Raw genomic sequence first — 22,616 nt, forward strand, 5'->3', positions numbered from 1 at the left:
GATCAACTTTGAGAGTGTATTGATGAACGATCTACCCGAACAGCCTCTATCTGTCTCCCCATCCCTAGCATCCAAGTATGGTGTGGATGGTGCGCTGCTGTTGGGTCTGATTGAACAGTACCGCCTTATTGTCAAAGCAGATGAGTTAACTCTCTCATTGTCTGCGTTGCAGGAGCGCTGCCCCTTCTGGAGTGAGGCACAGTTGCTTGAGCATCTTTACACGCTGGCATCTGAATCCCTGTTTGGTCTGCAACTATCTGATGATCAACTGCTGATTAGTTTTGAAAAGGGAGCTTCTCAATCCGTAGCAACGCCTGCGACAAAACAAGCGCCTGCAGCCATCCAGGCGACAGCTGCTCGACCTCAAACTCATCGTTTGCCAAACTCTAGACGGAACGTGCCGCCCAGTTTTGGTGGTGGCTGGCGTCGATCAACCAATGAGTTGGACGAAATTTTCGAAGCGGCTGAACAAAAACGCAAACTTCAAATTCGTATGGATGTCTCTTGGAGGCCTGATGAGAGTTTCTATCAGTTGCTTCAGCAGCATGGTATTGAAGCTCGATTTGCGGAATCGCATCTTGATGAATTTACACTCTACTATCTGGATAAACTTGATCACCAGAGCGTTTGGAACCAGAAATTCTTAGCCTGGGTAAAACGTGCCGTTCGTGATCAAGAGAGCCGTTCGGCTAAAGCTGAACGTTTTAACGAATCTTCACAAGCCGGTGGGCAGCATGAAAAAAGTCGACGAGATACTCGGGAAAACCGAAAACGGGTTACCGCAGCCGTCATGGACCTCAAAAACCTCGACTGGTAATCGCTCACTCAGTACGCCGGAACATGAGGCGCCGCAACGCGAGCTGATCAGCCAAGAGACCAAAGCGATGGTCAACATGGTGTTTGCTCGTTTCATGGCGATCTATGGCCATAAATTCAAAAGTGCTTTTGAAACCGAGCAGGAGATTATGATTGCCAAACGTGAGTGGGCAATGAGCATCTCTGGCTATGGTGAAAATGAACTGGTAGCGGCTATTAATCGTTGTAAAGAGACCTTAGCTTGGATGCCATCCATCTCAGAGTTCCTCAACATACTAAAAGAGGTTGGAGCAGACTTTGGTCTTCCTAGCAGTTATGAAGCTTACCAAGAGGCTTGTCGATACGCGGGTGATCATCATCACGGTTGGTCTCACCCTGCAGTATATGAGGCGGCTAAGCAGACCGGTTGGTATGAGATTCGAGGGGAGGCGGAAGCCAATATCTACCCACGTTTTCGATACTACTACGATATGATTTCAAAGCGGGTGCGTGCTGGTGAGACGATTGATCAACCGGTGCCTGTTGCGATTGAAGACAAAAGCGAATTGACGCATGCAACCACCATGCTCGAGTTTGCTAAAACCCATCAGATCGATGAGGCGGAAGCCTGCAAATTGCTCTATTACTTGACCTTGCCTGAGGGCTCCAATGTGCGCTCGCGACAGTACCAGCAGAGTCTAGCAACGGCTCAAGATCGTGGTTGGACGCTGCCAACTACTCAATAGTCAGATCCAAGAGAACTATTTTCTTCCAAGAAAGCGTTTAAGGTGCTTCGACATTTTCGAGGCATTTTGATCGCTGATCAGTTGATCAAACAGCTTACTCCACCCCAGAATCGATACTGAAAAGAGAAAGCCCAATTTCACATCATCAAACACAATCGCGACCAGCGTCATGGTGATCATTGTGGCAATGACCGAGACGATAAATACCTCTAATTGGCGTGGTCTAAAAAACTTCCAATAGATGAAGAAAGCGACCCCCGCGATGATGATGAAAAAGTGCATCGGTTACTCCTTAGTCTCTGGCCCGAGTTGCTCTTTGAGCTGCTTGATCAGGTTCGCAGGCAGGTCCTTCAAAGTCAAAGTTTCACTGTTTGGATCAAAAGAGATCGATTTTCCGAGCGATTCATTGCTGAAACTGATCGATACCTCACGCGTTCTACCCGTATAGCGAACGTATTTTTTTAGACTGGCGCGATCGGGAATGAACTGTTCTTTAAGTTCTGGGGCTTCAGAGGCGATGTATTGATCAAACCCAACCTCTTGGTCGCTTTCAACAGAGGCGGTTAGGTCACGATAACTTACGGACTCACCCGCTTTGGATTGCTCTATACAGAACTCGGCAACCTCTTTCTGATAACGTTTACCAGCCTCTTCCGGCATATTGGCGCTATAGTCACGAACCACCTCCATGAAGCGCTCTGTGTCAGCTTGAGTATCTACAGTATCGAAGAAGCCAATAAACTCAGCCAAAGCACGAGTGGCAGAGCGGTCACCAAAACCGAAGCCTAGGGTAAGGTAGCGACTGGCGCTAGGGTCAAACAGGCGCTTTAGATCGATGCAGCAACAGAGCCCCATTTTTGAAAACTCAAGCTGTTCTGATTCAATCAACTCATTGCTCTCATCAAAACACCATCCGTCGGTCTGTTTTAATTGAGCTATCCAGAGTTCGTGCAGGTCGGTTTCATCTTGCTCGATGAATGCCCAGTATCCATCCGTCTCTAAATCCTCACTCTCGAACATCACGGCTAACAGCTCGACGACTTTGGAGCTGAATTGAGTCAGGTCCAGACCCTTCTCTTGCCAGTTCAGCAGGAGTCCTTTGAAGCTCGTTGCCTCATCCGCAAAACGGCCATAACGCTTGGTGGCCCTGCGGGTGAAGACCTGATCGATTTCGTTCAGCAGTTTTCGGGCATTCAGTTCTGACCCAATAGGTTGCTCTTTTAGGTGAAATGACTGATCACCAGTTTGACGAGTTAATCGGTGAGCGATAGCGCGAACACTGTTCATTGCAAGAGCCTATTGTGGTTGGCGAAAGTGTGGGCCGAACATTTGATCGGTTGCCTGTTTCAGTGCATCGGACACCGAGGATGAGCGAAGCGCTTGAACCATCAAGACTCGATGCACCGGCAGGTACATCAAGTCTGCTAGGATACGACTGAAGGCGTTCTGCCCGGCATCACACTTAGCTAGAGCCTCTAAAAACAGAGTTAGAAGTGTTGGCTCAAGCAGCGCATTTTCACAACGGGTAGCGATCGCAGCGAGCAGCTCAGCACTCTGTGCTGCTCTGCTATTGAGAACAGCTTCAATCGCCTGATGCGTATGGCTTTCTGTTTTAGCACTAGAGAGCGCACGGATAAGAAGCGAGATAAGCACAGGGTCTCTGTTTTCGCTTAATGCCTCTGTTAGCTGATGCAACAGCTTTTCGGATAGGTCGCTGCTAGGCTTTGCGTGTTCAAGCAACCCAAGAACTTGTGCGTGTAAGCCTTCTGGAAGCTGATTCAGTGCGTTCACAAGAGTGGCTTCGTTACCGGACTGTTCAAGTCTTACAACAAAATCAGCCAAGCCTTGAAGTGACAAGTTCTCCCAGCCAGTATCAAGGTTGGGTTGGCTGATAAATTGCTGCACAGGCTCGTAATAGGCTGATGCTGCTTGTTGGTTATCCAGTGCTGCTTTGGCATGAAACAGTGCCATCTTTTCATCGCTTGGTTTAAACGCAAAAGGATTCTCTTTGAGGCTGTCTTCTGTTGGAACACCGTCGATACTGGATTGAACGTTTTGCAGTAGGCGATTGACGATATCATCACGCACAGCGCTGAGCAGAAACCCTTGCTCATCAAGCGGTAACTTCAAAAACCAGACGGCATTCTCATCAGCAGACTTAGGATTCCAAAGTAGCAGCGCAATCCAAGCGTGCTGCAGGTAGGGAGTAGGGTAAGGGGTGGCCTGAGTCTCGATGCGTTCAAACTCGTCAGCACTGAATGCCCTGATACGACGGCCGAGATCGTAGATACGCATCGCGGTTCCGGCCTGTTTGAATAGTGCGGTTAAAGTTACCTGTTGATCGCTCATCGCTGACTCCATTTTCTAAGCGCGCGATTTTACCATGTCGGCGAGCGAATCACAGGTTGCCGAGCAGAATCCTCTCTTCTGCTTGTTCAATCTCCCTAGGCGATCCGTTCAGAATCAAAGTGTCACCCTCATTAAGCAGCAGAGTTCCCGATGGGTTATCGATCTCCTCACCCTGTTGAATCAGTGAGCTGATCTCCAACTCTAGGTCGAGGGCGTCTAGGGTTTTGCCACAAGCATAGGCTTTTTCAGAGAGAGTAACCGCGTGCTTTTGAATCACTCGGCTTGGGTCTAAATCCGCTTTCAGGGATTGTCCGCCGTGCACGAAACCATGCAATATTCGGTAACGTTGTGATCTTACGGTACGAATGCGCTCCTTGATGATATCTGCGGGAACATCCAGCAGTGTGAGGACGTGAGAGACCAACATTAGGCTGCCTTCAAGGGCCTCAGGTACCACCTCTGCTGCGCCGTATATCTGAAACTGCTCTAAGTGATAATCATCCTGGGTTCTAACGAGTACTGGGATATCACCGAATTCGCGCTTGATCTGTTTTAACGTCTCAAGGCTCGACTTGGGGTTAGGCAGCGTCAGAATAATAAGGCGAGCCTTGGCAGCTCCTAAGCCTCGCATAATATCGACACGTTTGGCATCGCCGTAATAGGCAGGCTCACCGGCTGAAGAGGCCTCTTTAATGCGAATCGGGTCCGGATCGATGGCTACGTATTGAATCCCCATCTGCTTCAGAAAACGAGCCACAATCTGTCCAACACGACCATAGCCACAAATGATGACATGGTCGGCGAGTTCGTGATGTTGGCTGGCGGCATCAGCATGTTGGTGCTCTGGCACAGTCTCAGTGCTGTTTGCAGTTGGGAAAAAGCGCTCTGCGATCCAATCGGCTTTATCTAACAGGCTCGGTGTAATGATCATCGAAATGATAATGGTGGAGACTAAGACCGCGTTCAGGTCGCTGTCGATCACATGGTAGGTCAGAGCAACCGCGAGTAGGGCAAAGCCAAATTCACCGCCCTGAGCTAGGCTGATACCGGCTTTGAGAGAGGTGTTTGCGTTATTGCCGAAGAGACGACCTAGCAGCAAAATGACGAGGGTTTTCGCCGTGACCAGCATCAGAGTCGTTAGAATAACCCAGTGGATGTTTTCAAGCAGCGCAGATAGATCAAGCTGCATACCCACAGTGACGAAGAAGAGGCCAAGCAGCACATCTCTAAATGGGCGTATGTCATTTTCAAGTTGATGCTTAAAGTGACTCTCGCCCAACATCATGCCCGCTAAGAAGCCACCTAAAGCCATTGATAGGCCGGCTGCGTGAGTAATCCAAGCTGCCGTCATAGCGGTAACCAATGCAACCAGGACAAATAGCTCATCCGAGCGTTCACGGGCAATTTCATTAAACAGCGCAGGCAGTATTTTGTGCCCAAGAATAAGAAGTAAAAGTAGTAATCCGGCACCTTGCAGTAGTGGCCAGATGATTGATTCGCTAGCTTCAGCGGTGCTGGTTCCAAGCGCAGGGACTAAGATCAGAAAGACGACCGCGGCAATATCTTGAAAAAGTAGAATCCCGAAGGATAGTTGCCCATGCGGTTGGCCTAGCTGCTGAAGCCGAATGAGCTCCTTAGTCACGATGGCCGTTGAAGATAAAGCTAACGCACCGGCTAGAACGATGGAGGGTGCCAACTCCATCCCCATTAGTAGCGATAAGCCGATGAAAATAGCGGAGGTAGTAATGACTTGGGCTGAACCTAAGCCAAGAACGGTCTTGCGCATGGCAATCATTTTCGGCAACGAGAACTCGAGACCCAGCATGAACAGAAGGAATACAACGCCAAGCTCCGAAAGCAGCGCCATCTGATCGGGGTGTGCAACTTGAAGCGCAAACGGGCCAATCAGGGCACCCATAGCTAGGTAGGCCAAAATGGCTGGCAGTTTTAAACGTCTGAACAGGGTGGTGGCAACAACGGCACCAATGAAAATAAGCAGTATCTGTTCAAATAGACCGTAGCTTTCAGCCATTAGTATCCTCGCTGAGTGCTCTATCGAGTAGTTGAATCTGAGCGATTAATTGGGCGTTCTCTGTACGACTCTTCAGTGCCTCTTCGGCATAGGGGTGGATGGCACTGGAGTCAGGCAGAGGAATATTAGTTTTTAAAAGGGCTTCAAGCCTAGGGATTAAAATCCACTGCAACCACTGAGTAAACTCAAGTGTGTCGATGCAAAAGGGTTGCTGACTACTTAACGCTTCCTGGGACGGTGGCGATGCTTCCCAGAGAGATAAGCGCGCCATCTCTTTTCTGATCGCTTCAATCGATAGTGTAACGGCTTGAGCTTTACTCATCGTTGTTTTCGAACTTGGTGATCGCGGCTTTTATGCCGTTGAGTCGTTTAAAGCTGATCTCTTGCGCGGTGCTTAGGAAGTCCAGCATGAAGTCTGACTCTTTCTGCTCTTCGCGGATAGCCGCATAGAGTGTGCACCACAAACCCTCTTCACCTAAGGACTTGGCATCGATGAACTGCTTTTCAAGATACTCGTGCAGTGCCCAATTTGGCAGCGCAGCCACGCCACGTCCACTAGCAACCAGCTGCACCATCATAACGGTTAACTCCGCCGTGCGAATTTCTTGAGGTTCGATACCTGCAGGATCTAAAAATCGTGTGAACAGATCCAAACGGTTTTGATCGACGGGGTAGGTGATCAGGGTCTCCTCCGATAGATCGGACGGCTCAATCTGCTTTTTAGCGTTGAGTCGATGTTGGCGGCTTAGGGCGAGCATCGATTCGTAACTGAACAGTGGAACGTAGTGAATGCCGTTTCTAGGCTCTGGATCCGATGTGATGACAAGATCAATATCACCACGAGCCAGTGCTGGTAGTGGCTGGAATGTAAAGCCGGTTGAGAGATCCATCTCAACTTCTGGCCAATTTTTGCGGAATGAGTCGATGGTTGGCATGAGCCAATCAAAACAGCTATGACACTCGATACAGATATTCAAACGACCGACTTCCCCCCCCGCTAAGCGAGCAATATCACGCTCGGCTGTTCGGATCATCGGTAGAATGTCATCCGCCAACGATAGTATGCGTTGACCAGCAGAGGTAAAACTAATCGGTTTGGTTTTGCGGATGAACAGCGAGCAGTTTAGGCGCTCTTCGAGATCTTTAATTTGGTGTGAGAGGGCCGATTGGGTTAAGTGAACCCGCTCTGCAGCTTCGACAAGGCTACCGGCATCTCTTAATGCCACAAGAGTTTTAAGATGTCGAAGATCGATCATGGCTGACTCCGGCTAATTGCATTGAGGCCAGTATAGACCATAACAAGTAAGCAGCCCATGGACTGCTTACTCAAAGGGTTAAATGCCTACTAGAAGGAACTCCAGAAGTGCTTTTTGGGCGTGTAGGCGGTTTTCAGCTTCTTGGAACGCAACGCAACGCGGGTCGTCCATCATTTCGTCGCTGACCTCTTCACCGCGGTGAGCCGGCAGGCAGTGCATGAATAGAGCATCCGGTTTAGCGAGATCCATCAATGCTGTATTGACTTGGAATCCATCAAAACGCTTCAGACGAAGAGCCTCTTCCTCCTCCTGTCCCATTGATGCCCAAACATCGGTTACAACCAGGTCGCTATCTTTAACGGCTTCTTTAGGATCATGAGTAATTGTTACACGACCAGGGTTTGCGGCAAGCAGCTCTGCATCTGGCTCAAAACCTTTAGGACAAGCGACGTTTAAATGGAAATCAAACTGGCGAGCCGCATTGATGTAGCTACTGCACATGTTATTGCCATCACCAACCCATGCCACGGTCTTACCTTTAATAGAGCCTCGGATCTCTTGATAGGTTTGCATGTCGGCAAGTAGCTGACAGGGGTGGAACTCATCGGTCAGCGCGTTGATGACCGGCACCTTGGAGTTGGCTGCAAAGGTTTCAACTAATTCGTGGCTGAAGGTGCGAATCATCACTACGTCAACCATGCTAGAGATGACTCGAGCGCTGTCTTCAATCGGTTCACCGCGTCCTAGCTGGGTGTCGCGAGGGGATAGGAACATCGCATGACCACCAAACTGTGCCATGCCTGCTTCGAAGGAGACACGTGTTCGTGTAGACGACTTTTCAAAGATCATCGCCATTACGCGATTCTTGAGTGGCTCGTAGATCTCTCCCGCATTGCGCATGCGTTTGAGTTCAATCGCACGATTGATCAGTTTGTTAAGCTCTTCAGGTGTTAGGTCTAGAAGAGTTAGAAAGTGTCTTGTTCCCATAAAAATTAAAACGTCAGCCACATACATGACTGACGATATCCTAAATAAAGTTAGTTTTGATTACTTTGCAAGTAGCTGATGAACTAGCTCAGATACAGTCTCTATCAGTTGCTCTGCTTCAGACTCAGAGATGATTAGAGGTGGTAGCAATCGAATAACCTTACCTCCTCCATTCACATTGAGCAATAGCTGATTGTCAGAGGCAAGTTTAGCTAAGCCAGCAATGTCAGTATTAAACTGACAACCGATCATCAACCCTTTGCCTCGTACCTCAACAAATTCCTCAAGGTCGGCAAAGCGAGAGGCCAAGCCATCACGAATCTGCTGGCCACGAGCCATCGCATTGGCCATCAGCTCTTCATTTTGGATGGTGTTGTAAACGGCAAGCGCCGCCGCACATACCAATGGATTACCACCGTAGGTTGAGCCGTGGTTACCAGGACCGAATACATGGTTGCCATGTTTTGCAACCAAGCAGGCACCAATAGGAACCCCGTTGCCTAGACCTTTTGCAGTGGTCAATACGTCAGGCTGTACACCTTCATGTTGGAAGGCAAAGTATTTGCCAGTACGTCCATTACCTGTTTGGACCTCATCAAGCATGAGCAGCCACTCATTCTCATCACAAATCTCACGCAGTGCTTTTAGGTAGCCGTCGGTAGGGACGTGTACGCCACCTTCACCCTGAACAGGCTCTACAAGAATCGCCACAATGCTGCGGTTGTTTGATGCGACCTTCTTAATCGCTTCAACATCATCGTATGGCACGCGCACGAAGCCACTCAGAAGCGGTTCAAACCCCGCTTGTATGGCACGATTTCCCGTGGCTGACAGCGTTGCCATGGTGCGGCCATGAAAACTCTGTTCCATCACAATGATAGACGGATTAGTGATGCCGCGATCGTTACCGTATTTACGAGCAATCTTGATTGCCGCCTCATTCGATTCCGCACCGGAGTTACAGAAGTAGACCGCTTCCATATTGGTCTCTTTACACAACTTTTCACCCAGCTGCTGTTGCAGAGAGATCTCGTACAGGTTGGAGGTGTGAATCAGTTTAGCGGCTTGTTCGCTGAGTGCTTGAGTAACGGCAGGGTGAGCGTGACCAAGACCGGTAACTGCGATGCCAGAGAGTGCATCCAGATAGCGTCGCCCTTCAGTGTCGTACAACCAAACGCCTTCACCGTGGGTGAAAGCAACAGGTAACCGAGCGTAGGTGGGCATTACAGGGGTCATGGTCATTGAAAGTGTTCTCCATAAAACGCAAAAAGACAGCCGTGGCTGTCGCTGGAGACTAATATTATTTTGTGCTTACAAAATAAGCAATCTTAGAGTGGTTATAACCGAGTTTTTTACTCAGATTTACTGTATAGTGCGCCCATTCGTTCAATGAGATTTAAGAGGTGAGTTAATGAGCACTTTAGAGACAATTAAAGAACAGATCGAAAGCAATGCCATTCTTCTTTACATGAAAGGCACACCTCGCTTTCCTCAGTGTGGTTTTTCATCACGTGCATCTGAAGCGTTGATGTCGTGTAACGAACGTTTTGCTTTCGTAAACATCCTTGAGAACCCTGACATTCGTGCAGAACTACCAAAGTACGCTAACTGGCCGACCTTCCCTCAGTTGTGGGTTAATGGTGAGCTAGTCGGCGGGTGTGACATTATCTGTGATATGGCAGCGAGCGGTGAACTACAGACATTGGTCTCTGAAGCGGCTAAATCTGAAGAGGGTGACAACGCTGAGGGTTAATCCCCGCTGACGCTTGTTAGTCCAGCTCGCTCTCTTCTCTGAGGGCGAGCATCATGTCCCATCCCCCCATCTCTTTCCACTGATTGACAATCATGCAAAATAGCTCGGCCGTTTTCTCTGTGTCGTAGAGAGCGGAGTGCGCCTGTTTGTTGTCGAAGCTAATTCCGGCGAGATCGCACGCCTTAGCGAGGACCGTATGGCCATACGCTAGACCCGCCAGTGTGGCGGTATCAAAAGTGGAGAATGGGTGGAATGGATTGCGCTTGATGTCACAACGATCAGCTGCATTGCATACAAAGCTATGATCAAAGTGGGCGTTATGTCCAACCAAAATGGCTCGTTTGCAGTCATGCGCTTTAACCGCTTTGCGGATAGGCTTGAAGATCTTCTCCATCGCCATGAGTTCTGGCTCGGCCTCACGATCCGGCGACCAAGGGTCGATGCCGGTGAAATCCAACGCCGATTGTTCTAGGTTTGCCCCTTCGAAAGGCTCTACGTGCGCCTCAATTGACTGATCTACGATCAGGTAGCCCTCTTCATCCATGGTCAGAGTGACCGCTGCAATCTCTAAGAGAGCATCGGTTTGAGCATTGAATCCAGCCGTTTCGACATCAACAACAACGGGAAGATAACCACGGAAACGGTCTGCCATTGGGTGACGCTGTTTCGAATTTGGCACAGTAGATCCTTACTCTTCGATGGGGTTTTATGGAGTTTAACAAATCCAAAGGATAAGGGCAGAGTTAAAACTCAGATCTACTGATATTTATTTAAATGTTCGCTATAATTTCCCCCCATAAATTTTAGCGCTGTCTGATTCATGAGTTCAGTGCGCCGTATTAACCTCTACCCAGATCGGGTGAGCATGGAGTTGGAGTCGTCAATGTCCGACATTAAAAAAGTCGTTTTAGCTTATTCTGGTGGTTTGGATACCTCTGTAATCGTTCGTTGGTTACAAGATGAGTACAATGCCGAAGTTGTAACCTTTACTGCTGACATCGGTCAGGGTGAAGAGGTTGAGCCAGCGCGAGCTAAAGCTGAAGCCTTGGGCGTCAAGGAGATCTACATCGAAGATCTTCGTGAAGAGTTTGTTCGTGACTACGTATTCCCAATGTTCCGTGCGAACACTATTTACGAAGGTGAATACCTACTGGGTACTTCAATCGCTCGTCCACTCATCGCTAAGCGTCTGGTTGAGATCGCTAACGAGACTGGTGCTGATGCGATTTCACACGGTGCGACCGGTAAAGGTAACGATCAGGTACGTTTCGAATTGGGTGCCTACGCACTGAAACCGGGCGTGCACGTCATTGCACCTTGGCGTGAGTGGGATCTTAACTCGCGTGAGAAGTTGATGGCTTACTGTGAAACTCACAACATCCCAGTCGATTTCTCTAACAAAAAGAAAAAATCACCTTACTCTATGGATGCGAACCTGCTTCACATCTCATACGAAGGCGGCATTCTTGAAGATCCTTGGGCAGAAGCTGAAGCCGATATGTGGCGTTGGTCTGTCTCTCCAGAGGAGGCTCCAGATCAGCCAACTTACCTTGAATTGACCTACCGTCAGGGTGACATCGTTGCGATCAACGGTGAAGAGATGTCTCCAGCTACCGTATTGACTTACCTTAACAAGGTGGGTGGTGAAAACGGTATCGGTCGTCTTGATATCGTAGAGAACCGTTTCGTAGGTATGAAGTCACGTGGCTGTTACGAAACACCGGGTGGAACCATCATGCTGCCTGCACACCGTGCGATTGAATCGATTACTCTAGATCGTGAAACGGCTCACCTAAAAGATGAGTTGATGCCACGTTACGCTAAAGTCATCTACAACGGCTTCTGGTGGTCAGAAGAGCGTAAGATGCTTCAAACGATGATCGACGAGAGTCAGAAGTACGTGAACGGTGAAGTTCGTGTGAAGCTGTACAAAGGTAACGTGACGGTTGTTGGTCGTCGCTCTGAAGAGAGTCTGTTCGACGAGAGCATTGCAACCTTTGAAGATGACGCAGGCTCTTACGATCAGAAAGACGCAGCTGGCTTCATTAAGTTGAATGCACTTCGTATGCGTATCGCTGCTAGCAAAGGTCGTAAGTTCGACTAATCGTCAACTAGTCTAGTTTGCTAAATCGAAGCCCGAATCATCGTTAAGATGACTCGGGTTTTTTGTTTTTTCAGTGATCTCAGTTGCTCTGTTATGAGTTCAATCAATTGCATCAGGTAGATGTGATCGATAAAATTGCTCTTAGTTAGTTTTTGAACCTAAAGGGTTGTTGCTACAACCCTTTTTTATTGGATTTTCAGCGGATGAAAACACACAAAATTCTTCAAGCTCCGATCCCAATGCGCTGGGTCGGTCCGATGAAACTGTCAGGTCATCTGATTGAAGAGAAGTTGAGTGTTCCTCTAGCCACTTACGAAACCCCTCTGTGGCCATCCGTTGGTCGTGGTGCACGCATCTCTACTCTCTGTGAAGAGGGGATTAAAGTCAGTGTGATTGATGAGCGTATGACCCGCTCGATTTTGCTTGAAGCGGAAGATGCCTATGCAGCGCACCAAGCGATCCAGTCTCTAAAAGCTCGAATGGATGACCTCAATGAGGTAGTGGCAAAATCGAGTCGTTTCGCCAAGTTAATTGATCTGAATTCTCAGGTGGTTGGTAACCTTATCTACCTACGCCTAGAGTTTACGACGGGCGATGCTTCTGGTCACAATATGGTGACCAATGCTGCTGATCATCTGATCCCTTGGATTTTGACAGAGTATCCACACCTTCAGTACAGCTCTATATCCGGTAACTATTGCTCCGATAAAAAGGCGACCGCCGTTAATGGCATTCTTGGTCGTGGTAAGTATGTGGTTTGTGAAATCCTGATTCCACGGGATATCGTTGAGCGCCGCCTTCACTCTACGCCAGAGAAAATTGTTGATCTGAACATCAAGAAAAACCTGATCGGAACAATGATTGCCGGCGGTTTACGCAGTGCTAATGCGCACTACGCTAATATGCTGCTCGCCTTTTACTTGGCGACAGGTCAGGATGCGGCCAACATCATTGAGGGATCACAAGGTGTGGTTCACGCTGAGGTTCGCAACGGCGATTTATACTTCAGCTGTACGCTACCCAACCTAATCGTCGGCAGTGTCGGTAACGGCAAAGGGATCGACTTTGTAGAAGAGAACCTAGAACGCCTTGGCTGTCGAGATGATCGTGAGCCGGGTGCTAATGCACGTCGATTGGCGGCTATCTGTGGTGCTACGGTTCTGTGTGGTGAGCTGTCGCTGATTGCTGCGCAGACTAACCCAGGTGAGCTGATGCAGTCGCACCTGCAAATGGAACGCAAATGAGTCAGCTGACCAACGATCGAAAAATTGAGCACATCAATGCGATTCTGCAGGATGCAGAGACCGATCGTGATGCGCGCTACTTCGATCGTATCAAGTTAACGCACAGGGCGTTGCCAGAGCTCGATTTCGAAAAGATCGATCCGTCCATTGAATTGTTGGGTAAATCGCTAAGCTTCCCGATGCTTATTTCATCGATGACGGGTGGTGATCATGAGTTGATCCGAACCATTAACCGTAATCTTGCAGAAGCAGCCGAGCGTTGTGGTGTGGCGATGGCGGTGGGTTCGCAGCGAGTGATGTTCAGTGATGAGTCGGCTAAGAGTAGTTTTGATCTTCGATCGGTTGCTCCCAATGCGTTATTGATTGGCAATGTTGGTGCTGTGCAGCTCAACTATGGTTTTTCACTGGAGCAGTGTCAGGCTGCGGTTGACCTGCTTAAGGCTGATGCTCTCTACCTTCACTTGAACCCTTTGCAGGAGGCTATTCAGCCAGAGGGTGATCGTAATTTCGCGAATCTGACGGATCAGATCCAACAGGTTGTCGAGGGTTTGTCCGTTCCAGTCTGGTTGAAAGAGGTGGGTTCTGGCCTGTCGGCCGCCGATGTGGAGCTTGGTTACCGAGCAGGTGTTCGCTATTTCGATGTGGCAGGCAGTGGTGGAACCTCTTGGAGTCGAATCGAACATCATCGTCGTGATCAGGATGATCTTGGGCTGTTATTTCAAGATTGGGGATTACCAACTCCAGTGGCGTTAGATCAATGTCAGCCTTGGCAGGATAAGAGTACGTTGATTGCCAGTGGTGGTCTACGCAATGGGATTGATCTAGCTAAGTCTGTTATACTCGGCGCCTCGCTGGGGGGATTTGCAGCGCCTCTACTGCAACCGGCAATGCAATCCGCTGAAGCGGTTGTCGACGTAATTGAACGTATCAAACGTGAATATGTAACGGCACTGTTTCTTTTAGGTGTGCCCAGTACGACAGCGCTTAAGGGTCAGCGAGCGCTTATCATCGAACAGTTTTAAGGATTTGATCAAAGTATGTCCGTAGGTATCGACGAAATCAGCTTTTATACATCGAGCTACTACCTCGATTTGCGCACGCTGGCTGAACGTCAAGGCACTGATCCTAACAAGTATTACGAGGGTATTGGTCAAGAGAAGATGGCGATGGCGGCGCATGATGAGGATATCGTCACGCTTGCTGCGAACGCTGCACTTCCCATTGTTGAGCGCATTGGAACCGATGCTATCTCAACGATTCTGTTTGCGACTGAAACCGGTATTGATCAATCCAAAGCGGCGGGAGTCTATGTACATCGTCTGTTGGGATTGAACAGTCGTTGCCGCGTCGTTGAGCTCAAACACGCTTGTTACAGTGCAACAGCGGCCGTTCAAATGGCCTGTGCACTGGTTGCTCGTAACCCAAGTAAACAGGTGCTTGTGATCGCCTCCGATGTGGCCCGTTACGATCTGGACTCTCCAGGTGAAGCCACCCAGGGTTGTGGTGCGGTTGCAATGCTGATTAAAGCAAATCCAAGAGTTCTAGAGATTGAACCAGAATCGGGTACTCATACTGAAGATGTGATGGATTTTTGGCGTCCCAACTACCGAACAACGGCGCTGGTTGATGGCAAATACTCGACCAAAATTTACCTAACATCGTTAAAACGTAGCTGGGAAAACTTCTGTGAAGAGAGTTCAGTTCGCTACGGTGATATCGACTATTTCTGTTACCACCTGCCGTTCGGCAAGATGGCACAGAAAGCTCACTCACAGTTAGCTCGTGTCAATAAGACGGGTCAAACTCCGGAAGAGCTTGCTGCTCAGATTGAACCAACACTCATCTACAACCGTTTGATCGGTAACTGTTACACAGCGTCAATGTATATTGGGCTCTGCTCCCTTCTTGAGCAACTCAACGAAGATTTAACCGATAAACGCATCGGGCTGTTCAGTTATGGATCGGGTTCAGTCAGTGAGTTCTTTACCGCTAAGGTGGTGTCTGGCTACCAATCGGCGTTGAATACAGGCCGCCACGCTGAACTGTTAAAGGATCGGACTGAGTTGAGCTACGAAGAGTATCTCACCCTTTACCGTTACCCAGATCCACGTGATGGTGGGCAACATGTGATTGAGCCCGATACACAGGGTCGCTTCCGTTTGGCGGCGATTAGCGATCACAAACGTGAGTACGTAGAACGCTAGTCATGTCGGTTGCGAGTGCTCCCGGAAAGATCATTTTAAGTGGTGAGCACTCTGTTGTGTACGGTGCCCCAGCTCTCGCATTCTCGGTAAAACAGCGTTTAACCGTTAACTTCACTCCCGATCTACTGCCGCGTCTTAGCTGGTTTGCTCCAGACAGAGCACATGAGATGGCGCTGGAGAAGTTGTCCACTCTTCGTCACAAATTGGACGCAGCGTTTGATGGCTACCTTCGAGGTGAGCGCTCCATCAGCGAGATCTTCTCTCGACCGGCAGAGTTGATTTTCTACACCGTTGATGTGGCTCGCATACTAGGTAACCTTGAACGCATTCCACGCGGCAAATTTGATATTCAATCGGATATTCCTGTTGGTGCGGGCATCGGCTCATCTGCCGCTCTGCTTGCGGCGCTTTTGAAACTCTTCTCCAAACACGAAGATTTGCCAACCTTGATTGAGCAAGTGCGACACTGTGAACGGTTACAACACGGTCGTGGCAGTTTGATTGATGCGGCTACAGTTACTATGGGTGGTTTGGTCAAAGTCGAGCAAGATCAAGCGAGTCGATTAGGGGAATTACCGGAAATATTTAATCAGGATTGGTATTGGATATTCACTGGAACTCCCGCTACAAGTACCGGTGTCTGTGTCGAGCGTGTCCGCGCCCAGTTTGAGCAGTCGGATATATGGAGCGAGTTTGCTGCGGTGACGAACCGCATCGAAACGGCTCAAACCGATCTCGATCAGCTCTTCTCTGCGATTCAAGATAACCACCGCCTATTAAACCGTATCGGGGTGGTGCCCGCCCGAGTCACCGCATTGATTGAGCAGATCGAGAGGTTAGGCGGTGCGGCTAAAATCGCAGGTGCTGGTGCGGTGTCGGGTGATACCGGTGGGCTTGTGCTGGCGTATCTGCCCAATCAAACACCGGATGCTTTGAAGTTACCGACTTTGATGCGCTGGGGGCGAGTTGAGTCGGATGGTTTGGGTGTCACTCTCGGAGACGATGTATGATCTGTTATTCGGCACCCGGTAACCTGATGTTAATGGGCGAGCATGCCATCTTGCATGGCCAACCTGCTATTGCACTGGCCGTTGGTAACAGGCTGTCTGTCTCTTTGATCCCGCGAGTGGATGAGGTCGTCACTATCGAGTCGGAACTGGGTCGTTATCAGAGCGCTTTGAGTGAGTTAACAGACGATTCAACGTTTAGCTTTATGGTCGCTGCAATTCAGCTGTGTCAGTCGAAGTTAAAACAGGGGTTTGATTTAAAAGTCTCCAGCCAGTTTTCTGACCAAGTTGGTTTGGGTTCATCTGCCGCAGTCACGGCTTCAACCCTTGCTTGTCTGTTAAACTTCTGTGGTGAGCCGGTTACCAATGATCAGGTATTCAAGCTGGCTCTAGAGGCTGTTCACAGGGTTCAATTTGGTCGTGGTTCCGGCACTGATTTGGCCGCTTCAATATGGGGTGGTTTGATCGCCTATGAAATGAACGGTGCCAAGGTTCGTCCACTGAAAGGCACTCCTGACATTGATCTCTTTTATGTCGGTTACAAGATGAAAACGCCTGATGTGATTGCCTTGGTTAATCAGCGAGCTGAGGCCGATCCCGCTATATACGCCTCGATCTATCAATTGATGGGGCAGGTGACTCGCGCAGCAGAAGAGGCGATAGAGTCACAAGAGTGGATCCGAGTAGGGCAATTGATGGATCAATACTCAGGCCTAATGGATGCGCTAGGCGTGTGTGATGCTAATTTGGCAGACCTGCAATTTAGAATGCGTCAGCAGTCTGGTGTTCTGGGTGCTAAGATTTCAGGGTCTGGTTTGGGTGACTCTGTTATCTCGTTAGGTTTGACCAATCCTTCAGAGATCCCTTATCAACATCTGCCCGTCTCGATACACAGTGAAGGTCTGAAACAGGAGTCAATGTGATTACTAAGCAAGAAGTGCTGACTAAAGTGCTACCCGAGTTGGGGGCTGTTTCTGCATCATCGGAACACTTTGCTCCGAGTAACATCGCTCTGTGTAAGTACTGGGGCAAGCGTGATGCTGAGCTTAATTTGCCGATCAACCCATCCCTCTCTGTCTCATTGAATGATTTGGGTTCTAGAACTCGAGTGACGCCAATTGATCAGCCGATTGATGAGGTTTGGTTAAACGGCCAACAGATGCACCAGGATTCACAGTTTGCAGGTCGCGTTAGTCAGTTCATCGATCTCTTTCGTGGTAGCAAGTCCCTTGCTTTCAGAGTGGAGACTCGAAATAACATTCCTACTGCAGCAGGTCTTGCTTCCTCAGCCTCCGGCTTTGCTGCACTGACGTTGGCGCTGAACGATGCACTATCACTGCAGCTTTCCAATGAAGCGCTATCAATGATTGCTCGTATGGGAAGTGGCAGTGCCTGTCGATCCATCTTTAATGGATTTGTAGAGTGGCATATGGGGCATCGCGAAGATGGTTTGGACAGTCATGCTCATCCAATTGATGCGACCTGGGATGATCTTCGAATCGGTCTGGTCAAAGTGGATATCGGCGAGAAGTCCGTTGATAGCCGATCTGGGATGCAGCGCACCAAAGAGACCTCTCACCTTTATAACAGTTGGCCTGCACAAGCGAATGCCGATCTGTCGAAACTGCATCAGGCGATCTCAGATAAGGACTTTACCCTGTTGGGTTCTACTGCGGAGCATAACGCCATGTCGATGCATGCCACCTTTGCTTCGAGCTGGCCTCCGCTAGTCTATTGGCAGCCAGAGTCGTTAGAGGCGATGCACAAGGTATGGCACCTTCGTGAGCAGGGGTTGGAGGTCTATTTCACCATGGATGCAGGCCCTAACTTGAAGCTTCTTTTCCAGAAAGAGTCTTTAACTGACCTATTGACTCACTTCCCTGAACTGGAGGTAGTCACCCCTTTCGGTGTCTAGCGCGGTTATGCCAACCACTGGCTTCCCTCTCACCCGAACCCAGCGCGATGGCCCGCAGGGCATTGAATACACCTTCTGGTTGACTGGGGTGGAGGGTGCTCATGCGGTTACTGTCTCGAATGCAGAGGCGGTCTGTTTTGTGTTTGCCACTGATCAAGCTGCTATTGAGTCCTGTCTGAAAGATATATCGGGTTGGACGCTGCGTCATTTAGAACTGAAATCCCTCTCCTTAAAACCTGTCATGGGTCTCTACTGCCAAAGCCTAAAAGTTTACTGGGAAGTGTTAAAGCGACTCGAGGCGGTGCAGATTGCTCTCATGGAAGAGGATATCAGGCCGGTTGATCGCTATTTGATGGAACGGTTTATTCGCACCGGGGCTGTTCAGGTAGAAAGTGTTAAAGGGCTAGAGTTGCGCCCCTGTGACTTTACACCTGATTTAAAGCTTCTCTCATTAGATATTGAAACAACGTTAAATGCTAATCAGTTGCTCTCGATTGGCTTGCAGCAGGGCGATCAGAGTCTCGTGCTGTTTAATGGTGAGGCGCCCGATCTGACCTGGTGTGAAGGCTGCTCGGATGAGCGAGCTCTGCTTCAGCGTTTTGTCGAGATAGTGGCAGAGTGGGATCCTGATTTGATCGTCGGCTGGAATTTGATTGGCTTTGATTTGCGCGTGCTCGCTCGGCGAGCTAAGGCCAATCGTGTAGGGCTCAAGCTTGGACGCGATAGCAGTGAAATGCAGGTCGATGTTGGTCAAAATGGTCGTTGGTTCAGTCGTATTGCTGGTCGTGTTGCCATCGACGGCATTGAGACTTTAAAAGGGGCCACCTGGCAATTTGATAGTTTCAGCCTGGAGAGTGTCGCTCAGTCACTCTTGGGGCGTGGTAAAGCGATTGATAACCCCTATGATCGTGGCGAGAAGATTCAGCAGCTCTTTAGAGAGGATAAACAAGCATTAGCAACCTATAACATTGAAGATTGTCGATTGGTGTTAGAGATCTTCAAAAAAGCTGAGTTGCTTGAGTATTTGATCGAACGCACTCGTCTTACAGGTTTGGCCTTGGACAAAGTGGGTGGTTCCCAAGCGGCATTCGATAATCTCTATCTGCCTAAGCTGCATCGCGCAGGCTATGTTGCACCTCCTTATGCCTCTGGTCGCAGTGACCTCTCTGTGCCTGGTGGGTTTGTCATGGAGTCTAAACCCGGTCTCTATCGTGATGTGTTAGTGTTCGATTTTAAGAGCCTCTATCCCAGTATCATTCGTACCTTCTCAGTGGACCCTTTAGCACTCGCTCTGGCGGGTGAGGCCTCAGAGGCGTCATTAGTACCGGGCTTTTTTGGTGCGCAGTTCAATTCTGATGTGGCGATTCTTCCCGCGATCATCAAAGAGCTTTGGTTAGCCCGAGATCGAGCTAAGGCGCAAGGTAACTCTGCGTTGTCACAAGCGATCAAAATACAGATGAATGCCTGCTACGGGGTATTAGGGTCCAATGTGTGTCGCTTCTATGATCAGAACCTATCGGGAGCAATTACATTGAGGGGCCATGAGCTCCTGCAAAAAACCGCACAATGGTTTGAATCTGAACAGGGTCATCAGGTGATTTATGGTGATACCGATTCAGTCTTTGTCTGGTTGGGCGATGATTGCCAACAGAGTGATATGGCGCAGTACGGTGCTGAATTGGCAGATCAAGCCAACCAATGGTTACGAGATCACCTTAAACAGCAATACGGTGTAGAGAGTGCACTTGAACTGCAATACGAGAGTCATTTCAAACGCTTTTTGATGCCAACCATGCGTCACTCTGAAAAGGGCACTAAGAAGCGCTATGCGGGTCTAAAGAGATCGGGTAGTGAAGATCAATTGGTCTTTAAAGGGTTGGAGACGGTTCGGTCAGATTGGACACCCTTGGCGAAAAGGTTCCAGACAGAGTTGTTGTCCAGAATATTCAATGACGAGTCTTGGCGCGATCTAGTCGTTGAGACCACTGAGCAACTGCTCAGCGGTAACTCGGATCATCTATTGACCTATCGTCGACGACTAAGACGACCTCTGGATGCCTATCAGGCCAGTAATCCACCGCATGTGAAAGCGGCTAAAAAAATGCAATCATACCTAGAGAAGCAGGGGTTAAACCTGCGTCTAGGGCGAGGCGACCCTATCGAGTACGTCATGACGATTAACGGTCCAGAACCAACCATCTGTCGTAGTTCAATCATTGATTATCAACACTATGTCTCTAAACAGTTAGAGCCGGTCGCTGATACAGTATTACCCTTTCTTGGTGCCAGCTTTAATGATCTGATAGATAAACAGAGAGCGCTTTTCTAGAGAGGTTTTGTGTGAATAAGGTTCCGAGTACACAGCGAAAAATGGCCCGTTTTTCTGCGCATATGACCTGGATTCTTATTCTAGTGATGCTTACCTATGGCTTTAACACCTATCTTGAGCAGCGCGACTATCCCAACTCACAACTATCTTTGGCGAACGGCACCGATCAAGTTCGCCTTATTGCCGATCGAAAAGGGCAGTATCGAGCACCAGGCACCATCAATGGCTACCCCGTCTCTTTTGTGGTTGATACCGGTGCGACCTATGTGTCACTTTCTGATGCCCTGGCCAATGAACTCTCGTTACCCCGTCAGGGCAAAAGCTTTGCGATAACCGCCAATGGACGAGTACCCGTTGATTTAACTCAGTTAGAGGAGGTTAGCTTGGGTGGGCTCTCCATGGGTAACGTACCGGCAATGATTGTACCTGAGCTAGACAGTCAGATGGTTCTGCTAGGAATGAGTTTTCTGAAACACCTGGACCTTGTTCAAAGCGACGGAAAGCTGGAGCTTCGTGTTCCTTAAGAGGTAATGCTTTTGGCTGATTTCGGTTCTTATCTGACGTCGGCTTTCGACCCATTTGAGACACTGGGCTAGGAACGAAAAACGGCACAAAGCAGCCCTTAATTGTACTAGAATCAAATTAATAACGTTTCTAGGAAGTGGTTATGGAATCAAAAACGATGATAGACCTACTTTACACCGCCATTAAAAAACTGCTCTTAATATTTGCAATTCATCTTGCAGTAGTTACAACTGTGCCTGTTTATGCGGAAGATAACCCAGAGCGTAACGAATTCTATGAAGTTTTAGAAAAACCAATGCCTGACTATCTCTTCAATGTCATTGATAAACCAGACTACCGGATGAAGTGGGATAGTTTGTTTGAAGGCGAAGTTGGCGTAGAGAAGTGGTTGGCTGAATACCTGGACAACGGTGCAGTAGAAAATCCGGTTGAGCTCGTCGAGGAAGGCGGTTTCGTTTTTGAAATTTATAGTATATGTGAGCCTCACAACTGTTGGGGCAGCAAATTTGAGTTTGTCGTCTCCCAAACCTGCCCTCTCGCTCATGGATTGCTGACCAGTTTCGACGAAGTTACTCGGCAGTTTGGCGTGAAGCTAACGTTCTATGATGGGGATAAGCCACTGTATGTTCTGACTCAGTTTGCGGACCTATGCAGAGCCAAACTTGAAGAAGATCTGGCTGAGCAGGGTTCATAAAAAGCTTAGCATGGTCTGCAAAGCGTATGTGATCATTATATGACTGCTCTGTGCCGGTAATAGCCCCTCATTGTTACTGGTACATACACTAAACTAGTCCTCCTGAATTACCTACACGACCATACACCTAGCTCTCGCGTTCCCATCCAGGAACCTTTACATACAAGCCCATACACAGAACGTGTTTTGACGTACATGAACGTACAGATAAGTTCATGTCTGGGAGTTCTTGTAACTAGGCGCTTGGGTAGTGAACGGATGGATAATCAAATACCTAGAGATGCTAAATCCGTCCGCTTTAAATTAGGGCTGAGTGGCAATTCACGACCCTAAGCAGTCTCTGAAGTGTGTTAGTAATTTTTTCAGTTAATAGTCAGCTACTGACTATTAAATAATGTTTAAGTGTTATTTATGCTCGTGCCATTTAAATGAAGTTTATCATCACCACATTTTTTGCTTTAGTTTTGCTTGCAGGGTTTGCCCCTTCATTCGCATCTACTACAGTTGATGGTATGTCAATGCACGAGCACTCTGTGGTCCATTCCTTATCTATTGAAAAAGTTAACTGCTGCGACCAGTCTCAGCCAAGCTGTGGTTCTCACTGTGCATCTTCCGTAGGTTTATCTAGTCTCATCCGAAACTATTCGCCATCTATCAGCGAGTATTTTATACCCAC

At 48.8% G+C, this 22,616-nt stretch carries 22 protein-coding genes; 13 read left to right on the forward strand and 9 right to left on the reverse strand.

Translation table 11 applies throughout. From position 1 onward, the window contains the following. The first annotated feature begins 22 nt into the window (after positions 1-22). Complete coding sequence (locus XMM312_RS08535; RefSeq protein WP_173489073.1) at positions 23-817, forward strand: DnaT-like ssDNA-binding domain-containing protein; 795 nt, start codon at positions 23-25, stop codon at positions 815-817. Further along, positions 735-1,541: a replication protein P gene (locus tag XMM312_RS08540; protein ID WP_173489074.1), complete on the forward strand. Its 807-nt coding sequence runs from the start codon at positions 735-737 to the stop codon at positions 1,539-1,541. The genes XMM312_RS08535 and XMM312_RS08540 overlap by 83 nt, the downstream gene beginning before the upstream one ends. Positions 1,542-1,556: 15 nt before the next feature. On the opposite strand, the gene XMM312_RS08545 is transcribed toward XMM312_RS08540, so the two are convergent. From XMM312_RS08545 to XMM312_RS08580, 8 genes are all read right to left on the reverse strand, one after another. Beyond that, positions 1,557-1,823, reverse strand: coding sequence for a hypothetical protein (locus XMM312_RS08545; RefSeq protein ID WP_173481997.1), 267 nt, complete (start codon positions 1,821-1,823; stop codon positions 1,557-1,559). Positions 1,824-1,826: 3 nt separating this feature from the next. Next, positions 1,827-2,828, reverse strand: a complete 1,002-nt coding sequence (locus XMM312_RS08550) for a nucleoid-associated protein (protein WP_173489075.1) — start codon at positions 2,826-2,828, stop codon at positions 1,827-1,829. Positions 2,829-2,837: 9 nt separating this feature from the next. Further along, the gene (locus XMM312_RS08555) at positions 2,838-3,890 is read right to left on the reverse strand and encodes a DUF3549 family protein (protein ID WP_173489076.1); all 1,053 of its coding nucleotides are present in this window, start codon (positions 3,888-3,890) and stop codon (positions 2,838-2,840) included. A 49-nt stretch (positions 3,891-3,939) separates the two neighbouring features. After that, on the reverse strand, positions 3,940-5,922 hold the full coding sequence (locus XMM312_RS08560) for a monovalent cation:proton antiporter family protein (RefSeq protein WP_173489077.1): 1,983 nt from the start codon (positions 5,920-5,922) through the stop codon (positions 3,940-3,942). After that, positions 5,915-6,244, reverse strand: a complete 330-nt coding sequence (locus XMM312_RS08565) for a YqcC family protein (RefSeq protein ID WP_173489078.1) — start codon at positions 6,242-6,244, stop codon at positions 5,915-5,917. The genes XMM312_RS08560 and XMM312_RS08565 overlap by 8 nt, the downstream gene beginning before the upstream one ends. Continuing rightward, positions 6,237-7,178: a LysR family transcriptional regulator gene (locus XMM312_RS08570; RefSeq protein WP_173484701.1), complete on the reverse strand. Its 942-nt coding sequence runs from the start codon at positions 7,176-7,178 to the stop codon at positions 6,237-6,239. The genes XMM312_RS08565 and XMM312_RS08570 overlap by 8 nt, the downstream gene beginning before the upstream one ends. Before the next feature lie 78 nt (positions 7,179-7,256). Next, positions 7,257-8,165: an ornithine carbamoyltransferase gene (argF, locus tag XMM312_RS08575; RefSeq protein ID WP_173483232.1), complete on the reverse strand. Its 909-nt coding sequence runs from the start codon at positions 8,163-8,165 to the stop codon at positions 7,257-7,259. 60 nt (positions 8,166-8,225) lie between these two features. Continuing rightward, positions 8,226-9,407: an aspartate aminotransferase family protein gene (locus tag XMM312_RS08580; protein WP_217363899.1), complete on the reverse strand. Its 1,182-nt coding sequence runs from the start codon at positions 9,405-9,407 to the stop codon at positions 8,226-8,228. Positions 9,408-9,576: 169 nt separating this feature from the next. Between XMM312_RS08580 and grxD the strand changes: the two genes are divergently transcribed. Continuing rightward, a complete protein-coding gene (grxD, locus tag XMM312_RS08585) occupies positions 9,577-9,918 on the forward strand; it encodes a Grx4 family monothiol glutaredoxin (protein WP_173483231.1) in 342 nt (113 codons plus the stop codon). A 16-nt stretch (positions 9,919-9,934) separates the two neighbouring features. Here the strand turns inward: grxD and rnt are convergent, their stop codons facing one another. After that, positions 9,935-10,570 carry a ribonuclease T gene (rnt, locus tag XMM312_RS08590; protein WP_173483279.1) on the reverse strand — a complete coding sequence of 212 codons (636 nt, stop codon included), beginning with the start codon at positions 10,568-10,570 and terminating at the stop codon, positions 9,935-9,937. Positions 10,571-10,801: 231 nt separating this feature from the next. Between rnt and XMM312_RS08595 the strand changes: the two genes are divergently transcribed. The 10 genes from XMM312_RS08595 to XMM312_RS08640 all read left to right on the forward strand — a co-directional run bounded on the left by XMM312_RS08595 (position 10,802) and on the right by XMM312_RS08640 (position 21,940). Next, positions 10,802-12,022, forward strand: a complete 1,221-nt coding sequence (locus XMM312_RS08595; protein WP_173483230.1) for an argininosuccinate synthase — start codon at positions 10,802-10,804, stop codon at positions 12,020-12,022. 203 nt (positions 12,023-12,225) lie between these two features. Next, positions 12,226-13,266 carry a hydroxymethylglutaryl-CoA reductase gene (locus tag XMM312_RS08600; RefSeq protein ID WP_173483229.1) on the forward strand — a complete coding sequence of 347 codons (1,041 nt, stop codon included), beginning with the start codon at positions 12,226-12,228 and terminating at the stop codon, positions 13,264-13,266. Further along, entirely contained in the window at positions 13,263-14,288 is a 1,026-nt protein-coding gene (gene fni / locus XMM312_RS08605) for a type 2 isopentenyl-diphosphate Delta-isomerase (RefSeq protein ID WP_173483228.1), read from the forward strand. The genes XMM312_RS08600 and fni overlap by 4 nt, the downstream gene beginning before the upstream one ends. 15 nt (positions 14,289-14,303) lie before the next feature. Further along, positions 14,304-15,470, forward strand: coding sequence for a hydroxymethylglutaryl-CoA synthase (locus tag XMM312_RS08610; protein ID WP_173489079.1), 1,167 nt, complete (start codon positions 14,304-14,306; stop codon positions 15,468-15,470). A 2-nt stretch (positions 15,471-15,472) separates the two neighbouring features. Next, positions 15,473-16,480 carry a mevalonate kinase gene (locus XMM312_RS08615; RefSeq protein WP_173489080.1) on the forward strand — a complete coding sequence of 336 codons (1,008 nt, stop codon included), beginning with the start codon at positions 15,473-15,475 and terminating at the stop codon, positions 16,478-16,480. Beyond that, positions 16,477-17,400 carry a mevalonate kinase gene (gene mvk, locus XMM312_RS08620; protein WP_173489081.1) on the forward strand — a complete coding sequence of 308 codons (924 nt, stop codon included), beginning with the start codon at positions 16,477-16,479 and terminating at the stop codon, positions 17,398-17,400. The genes XMM312_RS08615 and mvk overlap by 4 nt, the downstream gene beginning before the upstream one ends. Beyond that, positions 17,397-18,392, forward strand: coding sequence for a diphosphomevalonate decarboxylase (mvaD, locus tag XMM312_RS08625; RefSeq protein WP_371731727.1), 996 nt, complete (start codon positions 17,397-17,399; stop codon positions 18,390-18,392). Before mvk ends, mvaD begins: the two co-directional genes overlap by 4 nt. Continuing rightward, complete coding sequence (locus XMM312_RS08630) at positions 18,385-20,721, forward strand: DNA polymerase II (RefSeq protein WP_371743480.1); 2,337 nt, start codon at positions 18,385-18,387, stop codon at positions 20,719-20,721. The genes mvaD and XMM312_RS08630 overlap by 8 nt, the downstream gene beginning before the upstream one ends. Before the next feature lie 11 nt (positions 20,722-20,732). Then, positions 20,733-21,245, forward strand: coding sequence for a retropepsin-like aspartic protease (locus XMM312_RS08635; protein ID WP_173489082.1), 513 nt, complete (start codon positions 20,733-20,735; stop codon positions 21,243-21,245). A gap of 143 nt (positions 21,246-21,388) precedes the next feature. Beyond that, the gene (locus XMM312_RS08640; RefSeq protein WP_173489083.1) at positions 21,389-21,940 is read left to right on the forward strand and encodes an Ivy family c-type lysozyme inhibitor; all 552 of its coding nucleotides are present in this window, start codon (positions 21,389-21,391) and stop codon (positions 21,938-21,940) included. Positions 21,941-22,616: the final 676 nt, after the last annotated feature.

This window comes from Marinobacterium sp. xm-m-312 (assembly GCF_013283295.1).
Lineage (GTDB): Bacteria > Pseudomonadota > Gammaproteobacteria > Pseudomonadales > Balneatricaceae > Marinobacterium_E.

Coding starts and splice junctions, on each gene's coding strand:
- XMM312_RS08535 (WP_173489073.1), top strand. CDS start 23: ATGAACGATCTACCCGAACAGCCTCTATCTGTCTCCCCATCCCTAGCA.
- XMM312_RS08540 (WP_173489074.1), top strand. CDS start 735: ATGAAAAAAGTCGACGAGATACTCGGGAAAACCGAAAACGGGTTACCG.
- XMM312_RS08545 (WP_173481997.1), bottom strand. CDS start 1,823: ATGCACTTTTTCATCATCATCGCGGGGGTCGCTTTCTTCATCTATTGG.
- XMM312_RS08550 (WP_173489075.1), bottom strand. CDS start 2,828: ATGAACAGTGTTCGCGCTATCGCTCACCGATTAACTCGTCAAACTGGT.
- XMM312_RS08555 (WP_173489076.1), bottom strand. CDS start 3,890: ATGAGCGATCAACAGGTAACTTTAACCGCACTATTCAAACAGGCCGGA.
- XMM312_RS08560 (WP_173489077.1), bottom strand. CDS start 5,922: ATGGCTGAAAGCTACGGTCTATTTGAACAGATACTGCTTATTTTCATT.
- XMM312_RS08565 (WP_173489078.1), bottom strand. CDS start 6,244: ATGAGTAAAGCTCAAGCCGTTACACTATCGATTGAAGCGATCAGAAAA.
- XMM312_RS08570 (WP_173484701.1), bottom strand. CDS start 7,178: ATGATCGATCTTCGACATCTTAAAACTCTTGTGGCATTAAGAGATGCC.
- argF (WP_173483232.1), bottom strand. CDS start 8,165: ATGGGAACAAGACACTTTCTAACTCTTCTAGACCTAACACCTGAAGAG.
- XMM312_RS08580 (WP_217363899.1), bottom strand. CDS start 9,407: ATGACCATGACCCCTGTAATGCCCACCTACGCTCGGTTACCTGTTGCT.
- grxD (WP_173483231.1), top strand. CDS start 9,577: ATGAGCACTTTAGAGACAATTAAAGAACAGATCGAAAGCAATGCCATT.
- rnt (WP_173483279.1), bottom strand. CDS start 10,570: ATGGCAGACCGTTTCCGTGGTTATCTTCCCGTTGTTGTTGATGTCGAA.
- XMM312_RS08595 (WP_173483230.1), top strand. CDS start 10,802: ATGTCCGACATTAAAAAAGTCGTTTTAGCTTATTCTGGTGGTTTGGAT.
- XMM312_RS08600 (WP_173483229.1), top strand. CDS start 12,226: ATGAAAACACACAAAATTCTTCAAGCTCCGATCCCAATGCGCTGGGTC.
- fni (WP_173483228.1), top strand. CDS start 13,263: ATGAGTCAGCTGACCAACGATCGAAAAATTGAGCACATCAATGCGATT.
- XMM312_RS08610 (WP_173489079.1), top strand. CDS start 14,304: ATGTCCGTAGGTATCGACGAAATCAGCTTTTATACATCGAGCTACTAC.
- XMM312_RS08615 (WP_173489080.1), top strand. CDS start 15,473: ATGTCGGTTGCGAGTGCTCCCGGAAAGATCATTTTAAGTGGTGAGCAC.
- mvk (WP_173489081.1), top strand. CDS start 16,477: ATGATCTGTTATTCGGCACCCGGTAACCTGATGTTAATGGGCGAGCAT.
- XMM312_RS08640 (WP_173489083.1), top strand. CDS start 21,389: ATGGAATCAAAAACGATGATAGACCTACTTTACACCGCCATTAAAAAA.